Origin of the sequence: Erwinia billingiae Eb661 (assembly GCF_000196615.1) — a bacterium.
Lineage (GTDB): Bacteria > Pseudomonadota > Gammaproteobacteria > Enterobacterales > Enterobacteriaceae > Erwinia > Erwinia billingiae.
The window spans coordinates 2,568,008-2,587,425 of sequence record NC_014306.1 but is presented as its reverse complement, the minus strand read 5'-3'; the positions used below and the strand labels follow the sequence as shown (position 1 = coordinate 2,587,425).

Annotated in this window: 14 protein-coding genes; 10 read left to right on the top strand and 4 right to left on the bottom strand. The window is 57.2% G+C overall.

Translation table 11 applies throughout. The features are described 5' to 3' along the window. Nucleotides 1–156 precede the first annotated feature (156 nt). Nucleotides 157–4,056, top strand: coding sequence for an ATP-dependent RNA helicase HrpA (gene hrpA, locus EBC_RS13180; RefSeq protein WP_013202294.1), 3,900 nt, complete (start codon nucleotides 157–159; stop codon nucleotides 4,054–4,056). A gap of 81 nt (nucleotides 4,057–4,137) precedes the next feature. Here hrpA and ydfG read toward each other — a convergent pair whose 3' ends face one another. Further along, nucleotides 4,138–4,884, bottom strand: coding sequence for a bifunctional NADP-dependent 3-hydroxy acid dehydrogenase/3-hydroxypropionate dehydrogenase YdfG (gene ydfG / locus EBC_RS13175; RefSeq protein ID WP_013202293.1), 747 nt, complete (start codon nucleotides 4,882–4,884; stop codon nucleotides 4,138–4,140). 407 nt (nucleotides 4,885–5,291) lie between these two features. Here ydfG and guaD point away from each other — a divergent pair, with 407 nt between their 5' ends. From guaD to dcp, 5 genes are read left to right on the top strand one after another with little or no spacing between them, the layout of a single operon-like run. Further along, nucleotides 5,292–6,623, top strand: a complete 1,332-nt coding sequence (gene guaD / locus EBC_RS13170; protein WP_013202292.1) for a guanine deaminase — start codon at nucleotides 5,292–5,294, stop codon at nucleotides 6,621–6,623. After that, nucleotides 6,620–8,065 (top strand): xanthine dehydrogenase small subunit, encoded by a 1,446-nt coding sequence (gene xdhA / locus EBC_RS13165; protein ID WP_013202291.1) that lies wholly within the window; start codon nucleotides 6,620–6,622, stop codon nucleotides 8,063–8,065. Before guaD ends, xdhA begins: the two co-directional genes overlap by 4 nt. After that, on the top strand, nucleotides 8,055–10,421 hold the full coding sequence (gene xdhB / locus EBC_RS13160; protein ID WP_041692013.1) for a xanthine dehydrogenase molybdopterin binding subunit: 2,367 nt from the start codon (nucleotides 8,055–8,057) through the stop codon (nucleotides 10,419–10,421). Before xdhA ends, xdhB begins: the two co-directional genes overlap by 11 nt. Further along, nucleotides 10,411–11,190 carry a xanthine dehydrogenase accessory protein XdhC gene (xdhC, locus tag EBC_RS13155; RefSeq protein ID WP_013202289.1) on the top strand — a complete coding sequence of 260 codons (780 nt, stop codon included), beginning with the start codon at nucleotides 10,411–10,413 and terminating at the stop codon, nucleotides 11,188–11,190. Before xdhB ends, xdhC begins: the two co-directional genes overlap by 11 nt. Nucleotides 11,191–11,249: 59 nt before the next feature. Continuing rightward, complete coding sequence (gene dcp, locus EBC_RS13150; protein ID WP_013202288.1) at nucleotides 11,250–13,295, top strand: peptidyl-dipeptidase Dcp; 2,046 nt, start codon at nucleotides 11,250–11,252, stop codon at nucleotides 13,293–13,295. Between the two features lie 82 nt (nucleotides 13,296–13,377). Here the strand turns inward: dcp and hpxO are convergent, their stop codons facing one another. After that, the gene (gene hpxO / locus EBC_RS13145; RefSeq protein ID WP_013202287.1) at nucleotides 13,378–14,535 is read right to left on the bottom strand and encodes an FAD-dependent urate hydroxylase HpxO; all 1,158 of its coding nucleotides are present in this window, start codon (nucleotides 14,533–14,535) and stop codon (nucleotides 13,378–13,380) included. A 251-nt stretch (nucleotides 14,536–14,786) separates the two neighbouring features. On the opposite strand from hpxO, the gene EBC_RS13140 reads away from it, so the two are divergent. From EBC_RS13140 to EBC_RS13125, 4 genes are all read left to right on the top strand, one after another. Beyond that, nucleotides 14,787–15,422, top strand: coding sequence for a hypothetical protein (locus tag EBC_RS13140; RefSeq protein WP_013202286.1), 636 nt, complete (start codon nucleotides 14,787–14,789; stop codon nucleotides 15,420–15,422). A 97-nt stretch (nucleotides 15,423–15,519) separates the two neighbouring features. Then, nucleotides 15,520–15,966, top strand: a complete 447-nt coding sequence (locus tag EBC_RS13135; RefSeq protein WP_013202285.1) for a DUF441 domain-containing protein — start codon at nucleotides 15,520–15,522, stop codon at nucleotides 15,964–15,966. Between the two features lie 61 nt (nucleotides 15,967–16,027). Next, on the top strand, nucleotides 16,028–16,447 hold the full coding sequence (locus EBC_RS13130) for a hypothetical protein (RefSeq protein WP_013202284.1): 420 nt from the start codon (nucleotides 16,028–16,030) through the stop codon (nucleotides 16,445–16,447). 30 nt (nucleotides 16,448–16,477) lie between these two features. After that, on the top strand, nucleotides 16,478–17,506 hold the full coding sequence (locus tag EBC_RS13125) for a LacI family DNA-binding transcriptional regulator (protein ID WP_013202283.1): 1,029 nt from the start codon (nucleotides 16,478–16,480) through the stop codon (nucleotides 17,504–17,506). Nucleotides 17,507–17,558: 52 nt separating this feature from the next. Here the strand turns inward: EBC_RS13125 and EBC_RS13120 are convergent, their stop codons facing one another. Both EBC_RS13120 and EBC_RS13115 read right to left on the bottom strand, forming a co-directional pair. Continuing rightward, nucleotides 17,559–18,383 (bottom strand): sugar phosphate isomerase/epimerase family protein, encoded by an 825-nt coding sequence (locus tag EBC_RS13120; protein ID WP_013202282.1) that lies wholly within the window; start codon nucleotides 18,381–18,383, stop codon nucleotides 17,559–17,561. Nucleotides 18,384–18,396: 13 nt separating this feature from the next. Further along, nucleotides 18,397–19,320 (bottom strand): TIM barrel protein, encoded by a 924-nt coding sequence (locus EBC_RS13115; RefSeq protein ID WP_013202281.1) that lies wholly within the window; start codon nucleotides 19,318–19,320, stop codon nucleotides 18,397–18,399. Nucleotides 19,321–19,418 lie beyond the last annotated feature (98 nt).

The window sequence follows — 19,418 nt, the reverse complement described above, 5'->3', positions numbered from 1 at the left end:
TGCAATATTCTGAGGCCTATGTTCGAATTTACTGAACAAGGTTAACGGCAGGGAGTCATGGCTAAGTGGTTGTCTGTGCTACACTACGCAAAATTTTTATCCTTCGAATCATCTGTTGTTTGCCGGAGTGACGGCGATTAGCGAGTTTATACCTTTATGTCGACAACACCTCAATCTCCCCTGACCGCGCTCTTCCCACGCCTGGACTCGCTGATGCTGCGCGATCGCCAGCGTCTGCTGAAGCGCCTGCACGGGGCTAAAAAAGTCAGCAAGCCTGAGGCGATGCAGGCGATCGCTGACGAGCTGGCGGCGGAAATTACCGTGGCTGAACAGCGTGTGGCCAGCCGTCGTGCGGCGACGCCGACGATTCGTTACCCGGAAAATTTGCCGGTCAGTCAGAAGAAGCAGGACATTGCCGACGCGATCCGCGACAACCAGGTGGTGATCGTCGCCGGTGAAACCGGCTCAGGGAAAACCACCCAGCTGCCAAAGATTTGTCTGGAGCTGGGCCGGGGCATTACCGGGCTGATTGGCCATACGCAGCCACGACGCCTGGCGGCGCGCACCGTGGCCGATCGCATCGCCGACGAGCTGGAAACCAGCCTCGGTGGCTGCATTGGCTATAAGGTGCGTTTTAACGATCAGGTCAGCGACACCACTCAGGTCAAGCTGATGACCGACGGTATTCTGCTGGCGGAGATCCAACAGGACCGGCTGCTGTTGCAGTACGACACCATCATTATTGATGAAGCGCATGAACGCAGTCTGAACATCGACTTTTTACTCGGCTATCTGCGTGAGCTGCTGCCGCGTCGCCCGGATTTAAAAGTGATCATCACCTCGGCGACCATCGATCCGCAGCGCTTCTCCAAACATTTCCACAATGCGCCGGTAATCGAAGTCTCCGGCCGCACCTATCCGGTGGAGGTTCGCTATCGTCCGGTGGTGGAAGACGCGGATGATACCGATCGCGATCAGCTGCAGGCCATTTTCGATGCGGTCGATGAGCTGGGGCAGGAGAGCCGTGGCGATATCCTGATCTTTATGAGCGGTGAACGGGAAATCCGCGATACGGCGGATGCCTTAAACCGCCGCGATCTTCCGCATACCGAAATTCTGCCGCTGTATGCGCGCCTGTCGAATGCTGAGCAGAACCGCGTGTTCCAGTCGCATACCGGCCGCCGTATCGTGCTGGCCACCAACGTGGCGGAAACCTCGCTGACCGTACCGGGCATCAAGTACGTCATCGACCCCGGTACCGCGCGTATCAGCCGCTACAGCTTCCGCACCAAGGTTCAGCGTCTGCCGATCGAGCCGGTGTCACAGGCCTCGGCCAATCAGCGTAAGGGCCGTTGCGGTCGTGTCTCTGAAGGGATCTGTATTCGTCTCTATTCAGAAGACGATTTCATTAACCGCCCGGAATTTACCGATCCGGAAATTCTGCGCACCAACCTGGCGTCAGTCATTCTGCAGATGACGGCGTTGGGACTGGGCGATATCGCCGCGTTTCCGTTTGTCGAAGCGCCGGACAAGCGCAACATCCAGGATGGCGTCAAGCTGCTGGAAGAGCTGGGTGCCATCACCCAAAGCGAGGATCAGCATTATAAGCTGACCCCGTCGGGGCGCTCGCTGGCGCAGCTACCGGTCGATCCACGACTGGCCAAAATGGTGCTGGAAGCGCAGCGCTATGCCTGTACGCGCGAAGTGATGATCATCACCTCGGCGCTGTCCATTCAGGACCCGCGCGAGCGTCCGGCAGATAAGCAGCAGGCGTCAGACGAGAAGCATCGCCGCTTTGCCGACAAGGAGTCCGATTTCCTCTCCTTTGTGAACCTGTGGGATTACCTGCAGGAGCAGCAGAAGGCGCTGTCGTCCAGCCAGTTCCGCCGCTTGTGTAAGATGGAATACCTTAACTATCTGCGCGTGCGCGAGTGGCAGGATATCTACACCCAGCTGCGTCAGGTGGTGCGTGAACAGGGGATCCCGCTGAACAGCGAGCCCGCCGATTTCCGTGGCGTGCATACCGCGCTGCTAACCGGTTTGCTGTCGCATATCGGTCAGAAAGACGCCGATAAGCAGGAATATACCGGCGCGCGTAACGCCCGTTTCTCGATCTTCCCTGGCTCGGGGCTGTTTAAGAAGCCGCCGAAATGGACCATCGTCGCGGAGCTGGTGGAAACCAGCCGGCTGTGGGGCCGTATTGCCGCGCGTATCGATCCGGAGTGGATCGAGCCGGTGGCTCAGCATCTGATCAAACGCAGCTACAGCGAACCGCACTGGGAGAAAGCGCAGGGCGCGGTAATGGCCAGTGAAAAAGTCACCCTGTATGGCTTGCCGATTGTTGCCGCACGCAAGGTGAACTACAGCCAGATCGATCCGGTCCTGTCCCGTGAGCTGTTTATCCGTAACGCGCTGGTGGAAGGGGAATGGCAGACGCGTCACGCGTTCTTCAAAGCCAACCTCAAGCTGCGTGAAGAAGTGGAAGAGCTGGAGCATAAGTCCCGCCGTCGCGACATTCTGGTAGATGACGAGACGCTGTTTGCCTTTTACGATATGCGCATTCCGCAGGACGTGGTGTCGGCCCGGCATTTCGACAGCTGGTGGAAGCTAACCAGCCGCGAACAGCCAGAACTGCTGAACTTCGCCAAAGAGATGCTGATTAAAGAGGGCGCAAGCAACGTCAGCAAGCTGGATTATCCCAACGTCTGGCAACAGGGCAACCTCAAGCTGCGCCTGAGCTACCAGTTTGAGCCCGGCACCGAAGCCGATGGCGTGACGGTGCACGTGCCGTTACCGTTGCTGAATCAGGTTGAGGAGAACGGCTTTGAGTGGCAGATTCCGGGCGTGCGCCGCGAGTTGATTATCGCGCTGATCAAATCGCTGCCAAAACCCGTTCGCCGCAATCTGGTGCCTGCGCCAAACTATGCGGACGCCTTCCTTGGCCGGGTGACGCCAATGGAATTGCCGCTGCTGGAGTCGCTGGAACGCGAATTCCGCCGCATGACCGGGATCACCATTGACCGTGAAGCCTGGCAGTGGGATCAGGTGCCCGATCACCTGAAAATCACCTACCGGGTGGTGGATGAAAACAACCGCAAGCTGAACGAAGGGCGCGATCTCGCCGCGCTGAAGCTGGCGCTGAAAGGAAAAGTGCAGGAAACGCTGTCGCTGGTCGCCGATGACGGGCTGGAACAGAGCGGTCTGCATATCTGGAGCTTTGGCGACCTGCCGGATCATTTCGAGCAGAAGCGCGGAAATTACAGCGTGAAGGCCTGGCCGGCGTTGGTGGATGAGAAAGACAGCGTGGCGATCCGCCTGTTTGACTCGCAGCATGAGCAGCAGAAGGCCATGTGGCGCGGCCAGCGGCGTTTGCTGCTGCTTAATATTCCGTCGCCGATCAAATACCTGCATGAAAAGCTGCCGAACAAAGCCAAGCTGGGACTCTATTTCAACCCGTATGGCAAGGTGCTGGATCTGATTGATGACTGCATCGCCTGTGGTGTTGATAAGCTGATTGATGAACACGGCGGCCCAACCTGGCAGGAAGCGGGTTACAGCAAACTGCACGATAAGGTTCGCGCCGAGCTGAACGACACGGTGGTCGACATCGCGAAAAAGGTGGAGCAGATCCTCACCGCGGTGTTCAATATCAACAAACGTCTGAAAGGGCGCGTGGATATGAGTATGGCGCTGGCGCTGTCTGACGTTAAGGCACAGTTAGGCGGCCTGGTGTACAAAGGCTTTGTTACCCAGAACGGCTGGAAGCGACTGTCGGATACCTTGCGTTATCTGACGGCAATGGAGCGGCGGCTGGAAAAAATGCCGATCGATCCGCACAGCGATCGCGCCAGAATGCTGAAAATTGAAAAAATTCAGCAGGCCTGGTCCACCTGGTACAACAAGTTGCCCGCCGTTCGCCGCGAAGATGAAGACGTGAAGGACGTGCGTTGGATGATTGAAGAGTTGCGGGTGAGCTATTTTGCCCAGCAGCTTGGCACGCCCTATCCGGTTTCGGAGAAGCGTATTCAGCAGGCGATGGATGAGATCGTGATTTAACCGGGTGTGGTAAATGAAAACAGGCTGCATCTGCAGCCTGTTTTCATCGTTATCGCCCGAGCGCTTGCGCTCCGTCTAACATTACGCCTTGTGCACCTTCAAACCTGCCAGCGTCTGACCGACTGGCATCATCTCCAGCGTATTGATATTGACGTGCTTAGGCAGGTTCGCCACCCAGTACACCGCTTCGGTCACGTCTTCTGCCGTTAACGGTTCCGCGCCGTCATACACGCTGTCCGCTTTGGCATCGTCGCCCTTGAAGCGCACGTTAGAAAACTCGGTGCCGCCAACCAGGCCTGGTTCAATATTGGTGACGCGCAGCGCGGTGCCATGCAAATCGGCGCGCAGATTCAGGCTGAACTGACGCACGAAGGCTTTGGTGGCGCCATACACGTTGCCGCCGGCGTAAGGCCAGCTGCCGGCAATCGAACCGATATTGATGATGTGGCCAACATTGCGCTCAACCATGGCCGGCAACACCGCGCGGGTCATATACACCAGGCCTTTGTTATTGGTGTCGATCATCAGATCCCAGTCATCGACGTTGGCTTTATGCGCCGGCTCGATGCCCAACGCCAGACCGGCGTTGTTGACCAACACGTCGATATTGCGCCAGTCGGCGGGCAGGCTGGCCAGCGCTTCTTCAATACCGGCACGGTTGCACACGTCCAGTTGCAGGGTATATACAGCGTCACCCAGCTCCTCTTTCAGCGCCTGTAAACGCTCCTGACGGCGGCCGGTGGCGATCACTTTATGCCCCTGAGCAATAAAGCGGCGGGTGATATCTTCTCCGAATCCTGCGGTAGCGCCAGTAACAAATACAATCATCTCACTGTTCCTCAAGGTATTTTCAATTCCAGCCACCTTACCATTTCAAAGGTAAGCTGATAAGGACGAAAAGGTTATGATTTATTTACTAAACCGATCTGCACACTGTTGGTGCATTTAATTCGCACGCTGCCTTTTTTTAGTGCGCCTTTTTGCCGCGCAGTGCCAATAGTTGGGGTGTTTAAATAATAATCCCTCAATGCAACCGTTTGCGGAGGAAGGCAACCGGTTGCGCACACGATTAACTGGCAGGCAGACATGAGCTTGTCATAAAACCCCCATTAACCTGTTGATTATTAATCATAAATAACGCTATCGCGATCTGGCATAACAATTGCAATTTGAAATAAAGGTCATCACCTGCAATAACAAAAGAAAGGGTTGAACTCTTTCCCCAAGGAATCGCTATGTCAGTTACCTGTACTCAGGCTATTCGCGGAAGCTTTTTTGATATTACTGCCGTTGTGGACATGCCGACGCAGCTTCCCGAACAGGCTCGTTATATTGAAGATGGATTGCTGCTGCTGAACGGCGGTGAAATCGTATCGCTGCAGCCGTGGGAAGAAGGGCGCCTTCAGCTTGCCGACGACGTTCCCGTGCTCGACTATCGCGGCAAGCTGATCGTTCCCGGTTTTGTCGATACGCATATTCACTACCCGCAAACCGAAATGATCGGTGCCTATGGCGAGCAGCTGCTGGAATGGCTGCAGCAGTACACCTTCCCGGTGGAGAGCCAGTACCATTGCCCGCAGCACGCCGCCAAAATGTCGGCCTTCTTCCTGCACCAGCTGCTGAGCAATGGCACCACCACGGCGCTGGTGTTTGGCACCGTGCATCCCGAGTCGGTCGATGCGCTGTTTACCGCCGCCGACGGGCTGGGGATGCGGCTGATTGCCGGTAAGGTAATGATGGATCGCAATGCGCCAGATTACCTGACCGAAACGCCGGAGCAGAGCTATCAACAAACGCGTGCGCTGATTGAGCGCTGGCACAACAAGGGTCGCCTCAGCTATGCGCTGACGCCACGCTTTGCGCCGACCTCTTCGCCGGAACTGCTGAGCAAGGTCAGCCAGCTGAAGGCCGAATTTCCGGATACCTGGATGCATACCCACCTCAGCGAAAATCCGCAGGAAATTGAATGGGTGAAGTCGCTGTTCCCGGCGCATAAAAATTATCTCGATGTGTATGACGCCTATCAGCTGACCGGTCGCCGCAGCGTCTTTGCACATTGCCTGCATCTGGAAGAGGAAGAGTGGGATTGCCTGCACAAAACCGACTCCGCCGTGGCATTTTGCCCGACCTCTAACCTGTTTTTGGGCAGCGGCCTGTTCGACCTGAACACCTGCTGGCAGAAAGGGGTGAAAATGGGTATGGGTACCGATGTCGGCGCAGGGACCACCTTTAGCATGCTGCAGACGCTGGGCGAGGCCTACAAAGTGGGCCAGCTCCAGCGCTACAAGCTGGCGGCCTGTGAAGCCTTCTATCATGCCACGCTGGGCGGCGCGCATGCGCTGGATCTGGACAGCCGCATCGGCAACTTCAGCCCAGGAAAAGAAGCCGACTTCGTGGTGCTGGATCCGGCGGTTTCCGCCTTACAACAGATGCGCCATGCCAACAGCAAAGACATCTGGGAAAAACTCTTTGTGCTGATGACGCTGGGCGACGATCGCAATATCGCTGCAACCTGGGTAAACGGACAGTGCGTCTGGCAGACACACAGTGAGGTAAAAGCCGCATGATCCAATTTTTACTGAATCAGACGCTGGTGACCGAAGAGTCGCTGGATCCCAATCTGACCGTGCTGAACTACCTGCGTCAGAATAAACGCCGTAGCGGCACCAAAGAAGGCTGTGCCTCGGGTGACTGTGGCGCCTGTACGGTCACCCTTGGCCGGGTGGAAAACGGCGAAATGGTGTATGAAACCGCTAACAGCTGCCTGACCTTTGTCAGCAGCCTGCAGGGCAAACAGCTGATCACCGTCGAGGATTTAAAGCAGGGCAATAAACTGCACTCGGTGCAGCAGGCGATGGTGGATTGCCACGCGTCACAGTGCGGATTCTGCACGCCCGGCTTTGTGATGTCGCTGTTCACGCTGCAAAAAAACAGTGATGGCTGGCAGCATAAGCAGGCTGAACAGGCGCTGGCGGGCAACCTATGCCGCTGCACCGGCTACCGTCCGATTGTCGATGCCGCGCGACAGGCCTGCGAACAGCCTGAAGTTGACAGTTTCCAGTTGCAGAGTGCGGACACGGCGAAGCGCCTGAGCGCGTTGAAAAACGCGGAGCTGCAAACCCTGACCTTTAAGGGCAACCGCTGCTATGTGCCGAAAACCGTGGCACAGCTGGCCGGGTTGCTACTGGAGTTTCCACAGGCGAAGCTGCTGGCCGGCGGCACCGATCTGGCGTTGCAGGTTACGCAGTTCTATAAACCGTTACCGCTGATGATCGCCCTTGAGCAGATTGATGAGCTGAAAACGTGCCAGATAGCTGAGCACGAGATTGTGCTGGGTGCCGGTGCGTCGCTGCATCATTGCTATCAGCTGCTGGCAGCGCACATTCCGCCGTTCTCCGAGATGCTGGAGCGCTTTGCCTCATTGCAGATCCGCCATCAGGGCACGCTGGGCGGCAACATCGCCAACGGTTCGCCGATCGGTGATACGCCGCCGATGCTCCTGGCGCTGAATGCCTCGCTGGAACTGCAACACGGCCAGCGCGTTCGTCGTCTACCGCTGAAGGAGTTCTTCCTTTCCTATCGCAAAACCGCCTTACAGGAAGGGGAATTTATCCGCGCGATCGTTATCCCTAAAGTGACGCCGTCACAAACATTCGCCGCGTGGAAAGTCTCCAAACGGCTGGAAGATGATATCTCGGCGGTGTTTGCCGCGCTGCTGGTCGACACCGACAGCAGCGGCGTGGTGACCGAAGCACGCATCGCCTTTGGCGGTATGGCCGAAATTGCCAAACGCGCCAGCCACAGCGAACAGCTGCTGATGGGGAAACCGCTGACGCTGGCGTCAATCGAACAGGCCTGTGCCGCCCTTGAGCAGGACTTCAAACCGCTGAGCGATTTCCGCGCCAGCGCGGATTACCGCCTGCAAATTGCCAAAAACTTATTACGTCGTTTTTATGCTTCCCGTTCGGGTGAGCTGACGTTGCTGGAGGTATCGCGCTATGTCTCATAATCGACCAGTAGTGGCAGAAGACGTGATCGCCCGGCAATACCGGGAAGGGATCCAGAGCGGCGTGGGCAAAAGTAACAAGCACGAAAGCGCCGATAAACATGTCTCCGGTGAAGCCCTGTACATCGATGACAAGCTTGAGCTGCCGGGCATGCTGCATCTCTGCCCACGGCTGAGTGAACACGCTCATGCGCGCATTCTGCATATCAACGTTGAACCCTGCTACGCCATTCCCGGCGTGGTGCAGGTGTTAACCTGGCATCAGGTACCGGGCGAGCTGGATATCGGCCCACTGGAGCCGGGCGACCCGCTGCTGGCGAAGGAGGTTGTGGAGTACGCCGGTCAGGTGGTGCTTGCCGTGGCGGCTGAAACCCCCGACGCGGCGCGCCAGGCTGCCGAAGCCGCCATCATTGAGTATGAGGTGCTGACGCCCATGCTCGACGTCAGGGAAGCGTTGGAAAAGCAGCACTTTGTCCAGCAGCCGCATGTTCATCAGCGCGGTGATGCGCAGGCTGCGCTGGCGCGTGCCGCTCACCGTTTGCAGGGTGAATTCCATATCGGTGGCCAGGAACATTTCTACCTCGAGACGCAGGTGGCAATGGTCATTCCCGGTGAGGACAACTCGCTGCAGGTCTTTTCTTCCACGCAAAATCCGACGGAAGTGCAGAAGCTGGTGGCCTCGGTGATGGGCATCACCATGAATAAAGTCACCATCGATATGCGCCGCATGGGTGGCGGCTTCGGCGGCAAAGAGACCCAGGCGGCGGGCGTGGCCTGTTTGTGTGCCGTGGCGGCGAGGATGACCAACCGCCCGGTGAAAATGCGTCTGGCGCGGCGCGATGATATGCGCATGACCGGCAAGCGCCATCCGTTCTACGTGCGCTATGACGTCGGAGTGGATGAAACCGGACGATTCTGCGGCGTGAAAATCGATCTGGCCGGTAACTGCGGCTATTCGCTGGACCTGTCCGGCTCGATTATCGATCGTGCGATGTTCCATGCGGACAACGCCTATTATCTCGGCGATGCGCTGGTCACCGGTTATCGCTGCCGGACCAACATCGCGTCGAACACCGCCTATCGCGGCTTTGGCGGCCCACAGGGCATGGTGGCGATTGAACAGATCATGGATCACATCGCCCGTGAACTGAAACTGGATCCGCTTGAAGTGCGTAAGCGCAACTATTACGGCAAGGAAGAGCGCAATATCACCCATTACCACCAGAAGGTTGAAGACAATCTGATGGCGGAAATGACTGAACAGCTGGAAGTCAGTGCGTCTTATGCCCAGCGGCGGGAAGAGATCCGCGCCTTCAATGCGGCCAGTCCGTATCTGAAACGCGGGCTGGCGCTGACGCCGGTCAAATTTGGCATCTCCTTTACCTCAAGCTTCCTGAACCAGGCGGGCGCACTGATCCTGATCTACACCGACGGCACCGTGCAGTTAAACCACGGCGGTACCGAGATGGGCCAGGGGTTGAACACCAAGGTGGCGCAGATTGTCGCCGAAGTGCTGCAGATCGATGTCGATCAGATTCAGATCACCGCCACCGATACCGGAAAAGTGCCGAACACCTCACCGACCGCGGCCTCCAGCGGCACCGATCTCAACGGTAAAGCGGCGCAGAATGCGGCGGAAATCCTGCGTGACCGCCTGACCGAAATGCTGTGCAAGCTGCACAGCTGCAGCGCCGAAGAGGTGACTTTCAGCAACGGCATCGTGCGGGTAAAAGACCAGCACTTCACCTTCCCGGACGTGGCGCAAATGGCATGGTTTAACCAGGTGCCGCTGTCGGCAACCGGCTATTACAAGGTGCCGGGCATTCACTACGATCGCCAGGCCGGGCGCGGCACGCCGTTCTATTACTTCGCCTATGGTGCGGCCTGCGCCGAGGTGATTATCGACACCCTGACCGGGGAATATCGCCTGTTGCGGGCGGACATTCTGCATGACGTTGGCGCGTCGCTGAACCCGGCGATCGACATCGGTCAGGTGGAAGGCGGTTTTGTGCAGGGCGTCGGCTGGCTGACCTGCGAAGAGCTGGTGTGGAACGACAAAGGGCGCTTAATGACCGATGGCCCGGCGAGTTACAAAATTCCCGCCATTGGCGACGTGCCGACAGATATGCGGGTGACGCTGGTAGAAAACCGCAGGAACCCAAAAGATACGGTGTTCCATTCGAAAGCCGTGGGTGAACCGCCGTTTATGCTGGGTATTGCGGCCTGGTGCGCCTTGCAGGATGCGGTATCCAGCGTCAGCAACTATCAGCAACATCCGCTGCTGGATGCGCCCGCGACGCCGGAAAGGGTGTTCTGGGGCGCGGATAAACTCAGAGCCGGGGTGACCGATGCGCACTGATGACTGGATTATGGTGTTGGCGCAGCTGCATGAGCGGCGCGAACCCTGCGTGCTGCTCACCGTGCTGGACGAAAAAGGCTCGGTGCCACGCGATCGCGGCAGCAAAATGGTGGTGTCTGCGAGCAAAACCTGGCTGACCATTGGCGGCGGCCATCTGGAATTTAAGTGCGTTGCCACCGCCAGAGAGATGTTAAGCGCCAGGCAGGCGCAGCCCTACAGCGAGCATTTCAATCTGGGCGCAAAGTTGGGTCAGTGCTGCGGCGGCATGACCACCGTACTGTTTGAGCCGTTGCTGCAGATCCAGCCGCAAATCGTGGTATTTGGTGCCGGGCACGTCGGTCAGGCGCTGGTGAATCTGCTGGCGACGTTACCCTGTAACGTATTTTGGGTGGATGAACGCCGCGAGCAGTTTTCCAGCGTGCCGGAAGGAGTCACCGTTTGCTGCCTGGACGATCCCACCGAGCAGGTGGATTTGATGCCGCCAGACAGCTATTTTGTGGTGATGACCCATCATCATCCGCGCGACTTAGAACTGTGTGAAGCGATCCTTAAGCGCGGCGATTATCGTTATTTTGGCGTGATTGGATCGCAAACCAAGCGTCAGCGTTTCGACTATCGCCTTGAAGGTAAAGGCTTCACCCGGCAGCAGCTGGACAGCATGCGCTGCCCGATTGGCCTGCCGGATATCACCGGCAAACTGCCGGCGGAGATTGCCGTGGCGGTGGCGGGAGAAATTATTGCCACTTATCAACGGGCTGATACTGATTGAGTTGGCTTAGGCGGATTAACCGCCTATGCTGAAGGTCACCCATGACAAGGAGATCTGCGATGCAAGCCAATCCGTTCAGTCAGCCAAGTACACTGCCTTATCAGGCACCGCCGTTCGATCGGATTTCCGATGCCGACTACCGTCCCGCACTGGAACAGGCAATGGCCGAAAAGCGTGCGGAAGTGCAGCAGATTGCCGAAAACCCCGACGCACCGAGCTTCGAAAATACCTATGAAGCGCTGGAAAAGTGCGGGCTGATGCTGCGCCGCGTCGAGAATGTCTTTGGCGCGATGACCTCCGCCAACACCAACGCCACCTTACAGGCGCTGGATGAAGAGATGTCGCCACGGCTTGCCGCGTTGAATGATGAAATCCGGCTGAACAGCAAACTGTTTGCCCGCCTGGACAGCGTTTATCAGCAGCGCGAATCGCTGGAGCTGCCGGCCGAAGCGCTCAGGCTGGTCGAGGTGGTCTGGCAGACCTTCCAGTTGGCCGGTGCCAGCCTCAGTGACGATCAAAAAACCGCGCTGAAAGCCCTCAATCAACAGTCCGCCACCTTAAGCACCCAGTTTACCAATCGGCTACTGGCCGGCACCAAAGCCGGTGGCTTAAGCCTCAGCAGTGCCGATTCCCTTGCCGGGTTAAGCGAAGCCGAGCTGACCGTCGCAGCCCAGGCCGCAGCGGAGCGCGGCCTGCAGGGACAATGGTGGCTGGCACTGCAAAACACCACGCAACAGCCGGTATTGCAGGATTTGAGCGATCGCCAGACGCGCGAAAATTTATTCGATCTCGCGTGGCGTCGAACGGAGAAAGGCGATGCGAATGACACCCGCGAACTAATCGTCAAACTGGCTGCGGTCCGCGCGGAACAGGCGCAGCTGCTCGGTTTCAGCAGCTTTGCCGAATGGAAGTTGCAGGATCAGATGGCGAAAACCCCGGACGCCGCGCTGGCGTTTATGCGGGCAATCGTGCCTGCCGCCACCGCACGCGCGAAACGCGAAGCGGCTGATATTCAGGCGCTGATTGACCAACAGCAGGGCGGGTTTGCGCTTGAGCCCTGGGACTGGTTGTTCTATGCCGAACAGGTTCGTCGGGCGAAATACGATCTCGATGAAAGCCAGATCAAGCCGTACTTTGAAGTCACGTCGGTGCTGGAAAACGGCGTGTTTTATGCCGCCACCCAGTTGTTTGGCATTACCTTTGCCCGTCGCGACGATATCCCGGTATGGCATCCCGACGTCACCGTGTATGAAATTATCGACAACAATGGTTTGCCGATGGCGTTGTTCTACACCGACTTCTTTAAGCGCGAGAGCAAAGGCGGCGGTGCCTGGATGAGTAATTTTGTCGACCAGTCGAAGCTGCTGGGCACCCATCCGGTGATTTACAACGTCTGCAACTACAGCAAACCGGCGGAAGGGCAACCGGCGCTGATCGCCTGGGACGATGTGATCACACTGTTCCACGAATTTGGCCATACGCTGCATGGTCTGTTTGCTGAACAGACTTATCCAACGCTGTCCGGCACCAATACGCCACGGGACTTCGTCGAGTTCCCGTCGCAGATTAATGAACACTGGGCCAGCAATGAAAAGGTGTTTATGAATTACGCCCGCCATTATCAAACCGGTGAGCCGATGCCGCAGGCGCTGCGCGACAAAATTGTTAAAGCCAGCAAGTTTAATAAGGGCTATGACATGACCGAACTGCTGGCGGCGGCGTTATTGGATCTCCACTGGCACAGTCTGGGCGCGGAGGATAAACCCGCAGACGTGGCGGCGTTTGAGCAGCAGGCGTTGCAGGCGGACAACATCAATTTGCCTCAGGTTCCGCCGCGCTATCGCTCAAGCTATTTCCAGCATATCTGGGGGAATGGCTATGCCGCGGGCTATTACGCCTATATCTGGACGCAGATGCTGGCAGACGATGGCTTCGAATGGTTTAACGAGCAGGGCGGATTAACCGCGGAAAACGGTCAGATCTTCCGTGAGAAGATCCTGTCGAAGGGTAACAGCGAGGATTTGAAGCAGCTGTATGCTGACTGGCGCGGGCAGGATCCGGTAATTGAACCGATGCTGATTAATCGCGGCCTGAAAGAAGCCTGATAGCGGCGTTTAACCGGGGCGGGAAGGGGGAACGGCTCTCACAGTCTGAGGATCGTTTCTCCCTTTCCGCCCTGTTTTATTATCAGGCCAGCGGACCACCCTGAATGGTGTCGCACATGCCATGGATAATGCGCTCACCGGTTTCGCTCTTCAGATCTTCATACCACTGTTGCGTGACGTCCATCTCTTTACCGTGGGTCACGTCGCAGCGTTTGCGGGCTTTCAACACCAGATCCTTGACCCGATCCGCACGCTTAAACTGATAGCGCAGCAGCGCGTCTTCAATGCCTAAGGCGTTCGTTTGCAGGCAATTCGCCAGCACCACTGCATCTTCCATCGCCGCACAGCCGCCCTGACCGATATCCGGCGTGGTGCTGTGAGCCGCATCACCCAGCAGCGCCACACGACCTTTAACCAGCTCCGGGAACGGATCGATATCGTGGATCTCCACGCGGTTAGTGGTTTCCGGGTTAATCTGCCCAATCAATTTTTGCACCGGCGCTGCCCAACCGCTGAAGTAGCGGCTGAGATCATCGCGCACGCTGCTGCGATCTTCCGCTAATCCTGCCGGTAGCGGCACGTCAAAGAAGAAGTAGAAACGGTTATTGGCCACCGGCATCAGCGACACGCGCTTACCTTCGCCGACAAAGGTCGTCCACTGCTCAGCCGGCGCGATGCTTTCATCAATATCCACCAGCCCGTTCCAGTTGACGTAGCCGGCATAGCGCCGCTCAACGGTGCGGCCCAGTACATATTTGCGCACCACCGAGTGGGTGCCGTCACAGGCAATCAGCAGGTCGCCGTGGGCTTCGCTGCCATCTTCAAACCAGGCGGTGACGCCATTTTCATCCTGCTCCACGCGGGCGACGCGTTTGCCAAACTGGACTTTTTCGCGACCGTAGGTGTCCAGCAGCATCGCCTGCAACTCCGCGCGGGCGACCGGATAGGGGCGCTCGCCGGAATCTGCCACCAGCGGATCGAGGCTGAACTGCGTCAGCGTGGTGCCCGACTGAAAATCGTTATAGGCCATCGCACGCATCGGGCCGCCAAGCTTGCGCAGGGGCTCTTTCATCCCAAGGAAATTCAGGCACTTTACGCCGTTCGGCCAGATAGAAATGGCGGCGCCAACCGGCTTGATCTCTTTAACGGCTTCAAACACCTCGGTCTGAATGCCGAAACGGTGCAGGGCAATCGCTGTGCACATGCCGCCAATGCCGGCACCAATGATAATCGCTTTCATCTGTCTCTCCTTTCTGTCATAAGATTTATTAAGCAATTTCTATACCAATTTCTTATGACTGCTCAGGTGGCGTCAGCGGCGGATTTTTGCGGAAGTGAAACGATAGTTTCACTGCAATCCTGCATTATTGTGATGCATTGCACCATGATGGTGAGTTGCGGGTGAAACGCTTGCAATTATGCCGCACGAAACGTTGGCAAATACGGCGATCTTTGTCACAGTAATGGCAACCCTCTCCCGGAGATACCCCCATGGCCATTATTGCCTGCCTGCATGCCGCACGAAGTAATATCGACGTATTTGAAACCGCTCTGCGTTCGCTGGATTTTGGTGATATTCAACTGCTGCACCGGGTTGAGGATGGCTTGTTCGACCAGGCCGTGGCAGCCAATGAAGTAACACCTGCCGTCGCTGCCGCCACGCGACGGGCTATTGAGGAGCTGTGCGAACATGCCGATGCGGTGATCGTCACCTGCACCACCCTGGGCGTGGTAGCCTGGGATGCAAAGCAGTTCAGCAAGCCGGTATTGCGCGTGGATGCCACGCTGGCCAAGGTCGCCTCACGTTATCACGGCTCAATTCTGGTGCTCTGCACCGCGCACAGCACGCTGGAAGCCACTAAGCAGCTTTTCGAGGCCTTTATTCCCGGCGAACATCTGGCCGTTGAGATGATCCCGCGCGCCTGGGCTTACTTTAACCATGACGATATTGAAGGCTATCACCGCGAAATTGCTCACTATATTCAGCAGCGCCCCGAATGTTCGCTGGGCTGCATCGTGCTGGCACAGGCCTCGATGGCCGGGGCGGAGAAATATATCAACAGCACGCTGGCGGTGCTGACCGGGCCTCAGGTCTGTTTGCAGGCCGCTATCGAAACCATCTTGTAAAACAAAGTTAATGAAACGTTAAAAAAGTCTCAACCTGAGCCGGAAAGTGTTTTATGCTGACGGCACAACAGGTTACGCCTTACTACAGGGATTTTTTATGTTCGATCTGACGCTCTTCATTTTGCTGGTTCTGGCCGGTCTCAGCTACTTCAGTAACAACCTTACGGTGGCGATTGCGCTGCTGGTGCTGATTATTGTGCGCATGACGCCGCTGAACACCTTCTTTCCGTGGATTGAAAAGCAGGGCGTGACGGTGGGGATCATCATTCTGACCATCGGCGTGATGGCACCGATTGCCAGCGGCACCATTCCCAGTACCACCTTGATGCATTCCTTCCTGCACTGGAAATCCCTGCTGGCTATCGCTATCGGGATTTTTGTCTCCTGGGTGGGCGGCCGTGGCGTAACGCTGATGAGCAGCCAGCCAAGCGTGGTCGGCGGATTGCTAATCGGCACCATCATTGGCGTATCGCTGTTCCGGGGCGTGCCGGTCGGTCCGTTAATCGCCGCAGGCCTGGTTTCATTATTTATCGGCAAAATGTAGCCAGCGTCCCGGCGGACGGTCTGCTATCATTGCGCTCTTTTTTAGATGCGAGAAATGACCGGTGAGTAATAAACAAGACAAGCGTGCGAAACGCGCCAAAACCAAAGCGAAACAGGCGAATAACAAGCGTTCGCGCGGCAAGCAGCTGGATGCCGTTGGCCGCCAGAGTTATATCGCCACGCCTGAGATGCTGGCGCTGTTTGCCACGCTGCCGCCGCTGGACGAGAACGGCGAGATGCCGTTTGTCGCCGACGTTTATCGCTGGTCGGATGAAGAGTACGGCTTTGAAGGCAACGGCAGCAGTGAAGAAGACATGTTGCAGGTTGGCGCACTGTGCGTGCTGTATATTCACTGGCGCACCAGCGGTCAAACCTCACTGATGCAGAACGACATGATCGAAGCCGCTATTCGTCTTACCGAAGACAATGAGGCGTTCAAAACGCAGTATGCCGCAGCGGTTGCTGCCGCACAGGCTGAATAAAACCGACCATCCGCAGAGGGGCAACAGGTCATGGCTTCAACTCCGACAATGACTGATATTGCCAGAGAAGCCGGCGTGGGTGTGGCAACGGTCGATCGGGTGATCAATCAACGGGCACCCGTCAAAGCCGCAACCCGTCAGCGCGTGCTGGCGGCGGCGCGAACGCTGGGCTTTATCTCTGACAAAATCAGCCTCTCTGCAGATTCACCGCCATCCTGCCGTACTGCCTACATTTTACTCGACTCTGGGGCGGTTTTTTACCGCGAGTTCAGTGAACAGCTGCTGTTGCATACTGCGCGCTGCGATCGGCTCGCCAACGATCCCGAGCTGATTTATCTCAACGTCAATGCCACGGAAACCATCGCTGCGACAATTATTGCCCTCAGCGATCGGGTCGATGTGATTGGCCTGGTGGCCATCGATCATCCGCTGGTGAATCATGCCATTGGCGTCGCCCGCGAGAAGGGCGTGCGCGTCTATAGCCTGTTCAGCGAGTTGACCGCCAGCGGCAGCGCCGGTTATATCGGCCTCGATAACCGTAAGGCGGGGCGAACCGCGGCCTGGGCGCTCTCCCGCTTGTGCCAACAGCCGGGCAAGATTGGCATTCTGCTGGGCGATCACCGTTTTCTCTGTCAGGAAACCTCGGAGATCAGCTTCCGCTCCTATTTCCGTGAAAAAACCAGCGGGTTCACGATTCTGGAACCGCTGCGCTGCCATGAAGACGATCGCCTGGCTGAACAGGCCACGCGCGAGCTGCTGGCGAACCATCCCGATCTCGTTGCGCTGTATGTGCCCAGCGGCGGCGTGGAAGGGGTGGTTAAGGCCTTGCTGGCGGAAAAGCAGCGCACGAACCGGCTGCTGACCGTGGTGTGTCACGGTCCCATTGCCAGCGCACAGCGTGCGTTGCTGGAGGGCGTGGTGGAGGTGTTTATCTGGCACCGGATGGCAACGCTGGCGGCGGGGATCACCGGGGCGATTGCCGAGGATTTTGACAGCCAGGCGCGCGGCAATCAGCAACGCTATCTGCCGTTCGAACTGATGACCTTAGAAAACTTCTGAGTGCCGAAAAAATGATACCGCCACGGCCAGGCCGTGACGGTTGACCAAGAGGCTAGCGAGTCCAGGCGTCGAGGCTGCTCATCGAATCCCGCGCAATCTGCCACAAATCATCTTCCCAGTGGGTAGGACTCAGCAGTTCAGGGCACCATACGCCGTCATAGCCGCTGGCTTTCACCGCGGCCACCCAGCTGGCCAAATCGACTTCACCTTCTCCCGGCTGATAATCGCGCTGCACCCGCTCATCCCATTTCTCACCGGGCATTAAACGGCGGCCATCACAAAAATGCACGCCGTAGATCACTGCCGGATCCAGCGCGGCCACTTCTTCCGGTTGGGTATCGCCACCGGCATACAGGTGCCAGAAGTCGATCACCACGCCAACGTTATCGGCGCCGACCGCCTCAATAATCGCCAGCCCCTGTTTCAGGCTATTGAAGGGGGTAAACGCCACCACCTCAATTTGAAATTTGATGCCATAGCGTTGGCCAATCCTGGCGATCTGGCTGATATTTTCCGTCAGCACCTGGCTGCGTTGTTCGGCAGAAAGCGCGTCGATTTCATTCAGCGCCATAATCTGCACCACCGGACAATCCAGTTGTTGAGCGGCATGGCAAATCTTCTCCGCCTGCGCCAGCAGTTGTTGCCGGGCTTCGGGCTGATGACAACCAATGCCTTTCAGCGCATTCATGCAGCTAATTTCGATCTCATACTGGCGCATCAACGCTTTATAACGTTCCAGCGTGCCGCCATGCTCCAGATATCGGAACAGATGCTCTGGCAGCAGTTCAAGGGCGGTAAAGCCGGTTTCATGCGCGATGCGCAGTTGGGTCACCGCATTGCTGTGCAGTACCGAAACACCGTGTAAAGCCTTTTTCATTCTGTACTCCTTATCAGAAACCGACGCTGCGCAGATAGTGCAGGCTGGCGGTGACATCTTTTAAGCTGCCCGCCACATCGCGCGGATCGCGCTCCTGTTCGATGGTGATCCAACCTTGCCAGTCGAGCTCGGCGAGCAGGGCTCTCACCGCCGGGTAATCGACATCGCCACTGCCCAGTGGACACATCACGCCCGCGGCACAGGCGCTGAAGAAATCCTGTTGCTGTTTGATGGCCGTTTCAAATGCTGCCTTATTCACATCTTTAAAGTGCAGATAGTCGATGCGGTCGGCATATTTTCGTAACCAGCTCACCGGATCTAATCCGGCGTAATAGAGGTGGCCGGTATCGAGGCACAGTCCGGCTTCGGCCGCCGGGATATCACTGGCGATACGATCGATTTCATCACCAAACTCAATAAACCCGCCCGCATGCGGATGGATCACCGGCCGCACGCCATATTCCTGCCAGGCAATGCGGCTCAGCTCGCGGATATTGGCGACCATGCGCTGCCAGTCGGCTTCCGGCAGGCGTTTGGCCCGATCCGACTGACCGGCACAGCGGGCGCGCTCTGCATCGCCGAAGTCGATGATCACCAGATAAGGCGGGGGCACATCGCTGTCCGCACTGCTGACCGGAACCTTTTGCAGATTAGCGCAGATGGCATGGGTCAGTTCCACCATCTTGCTGAAGTTGGCTTCAGACATCAGGTCATCAAACAGCGTGCCGGCCACCAGCGACAGCTGATGGCTTTCCAGCGCCTGCTTAAGGGCCACAGGATCGGTTGGAAGGTAGCCCCACGGACCGAGTTCAATGCTGCGGTAGCCCGCTTCACGCGCTTCGGTCAGCACCTTATTCCACGGTGGCAGGAACGGGTTTTTAGGATCGTCGACGCCCCAGCTGCAGGGGGCATTAGCGATTGAATACGGTGGTTTCATTTGGCTGTCCTGTAAGGATGAGAGTCATAATGAAACGAGCCTATTTTATAAGGAATCAATATTCCATTTAAAGAATAAATGAAATATTGATTCTTTGA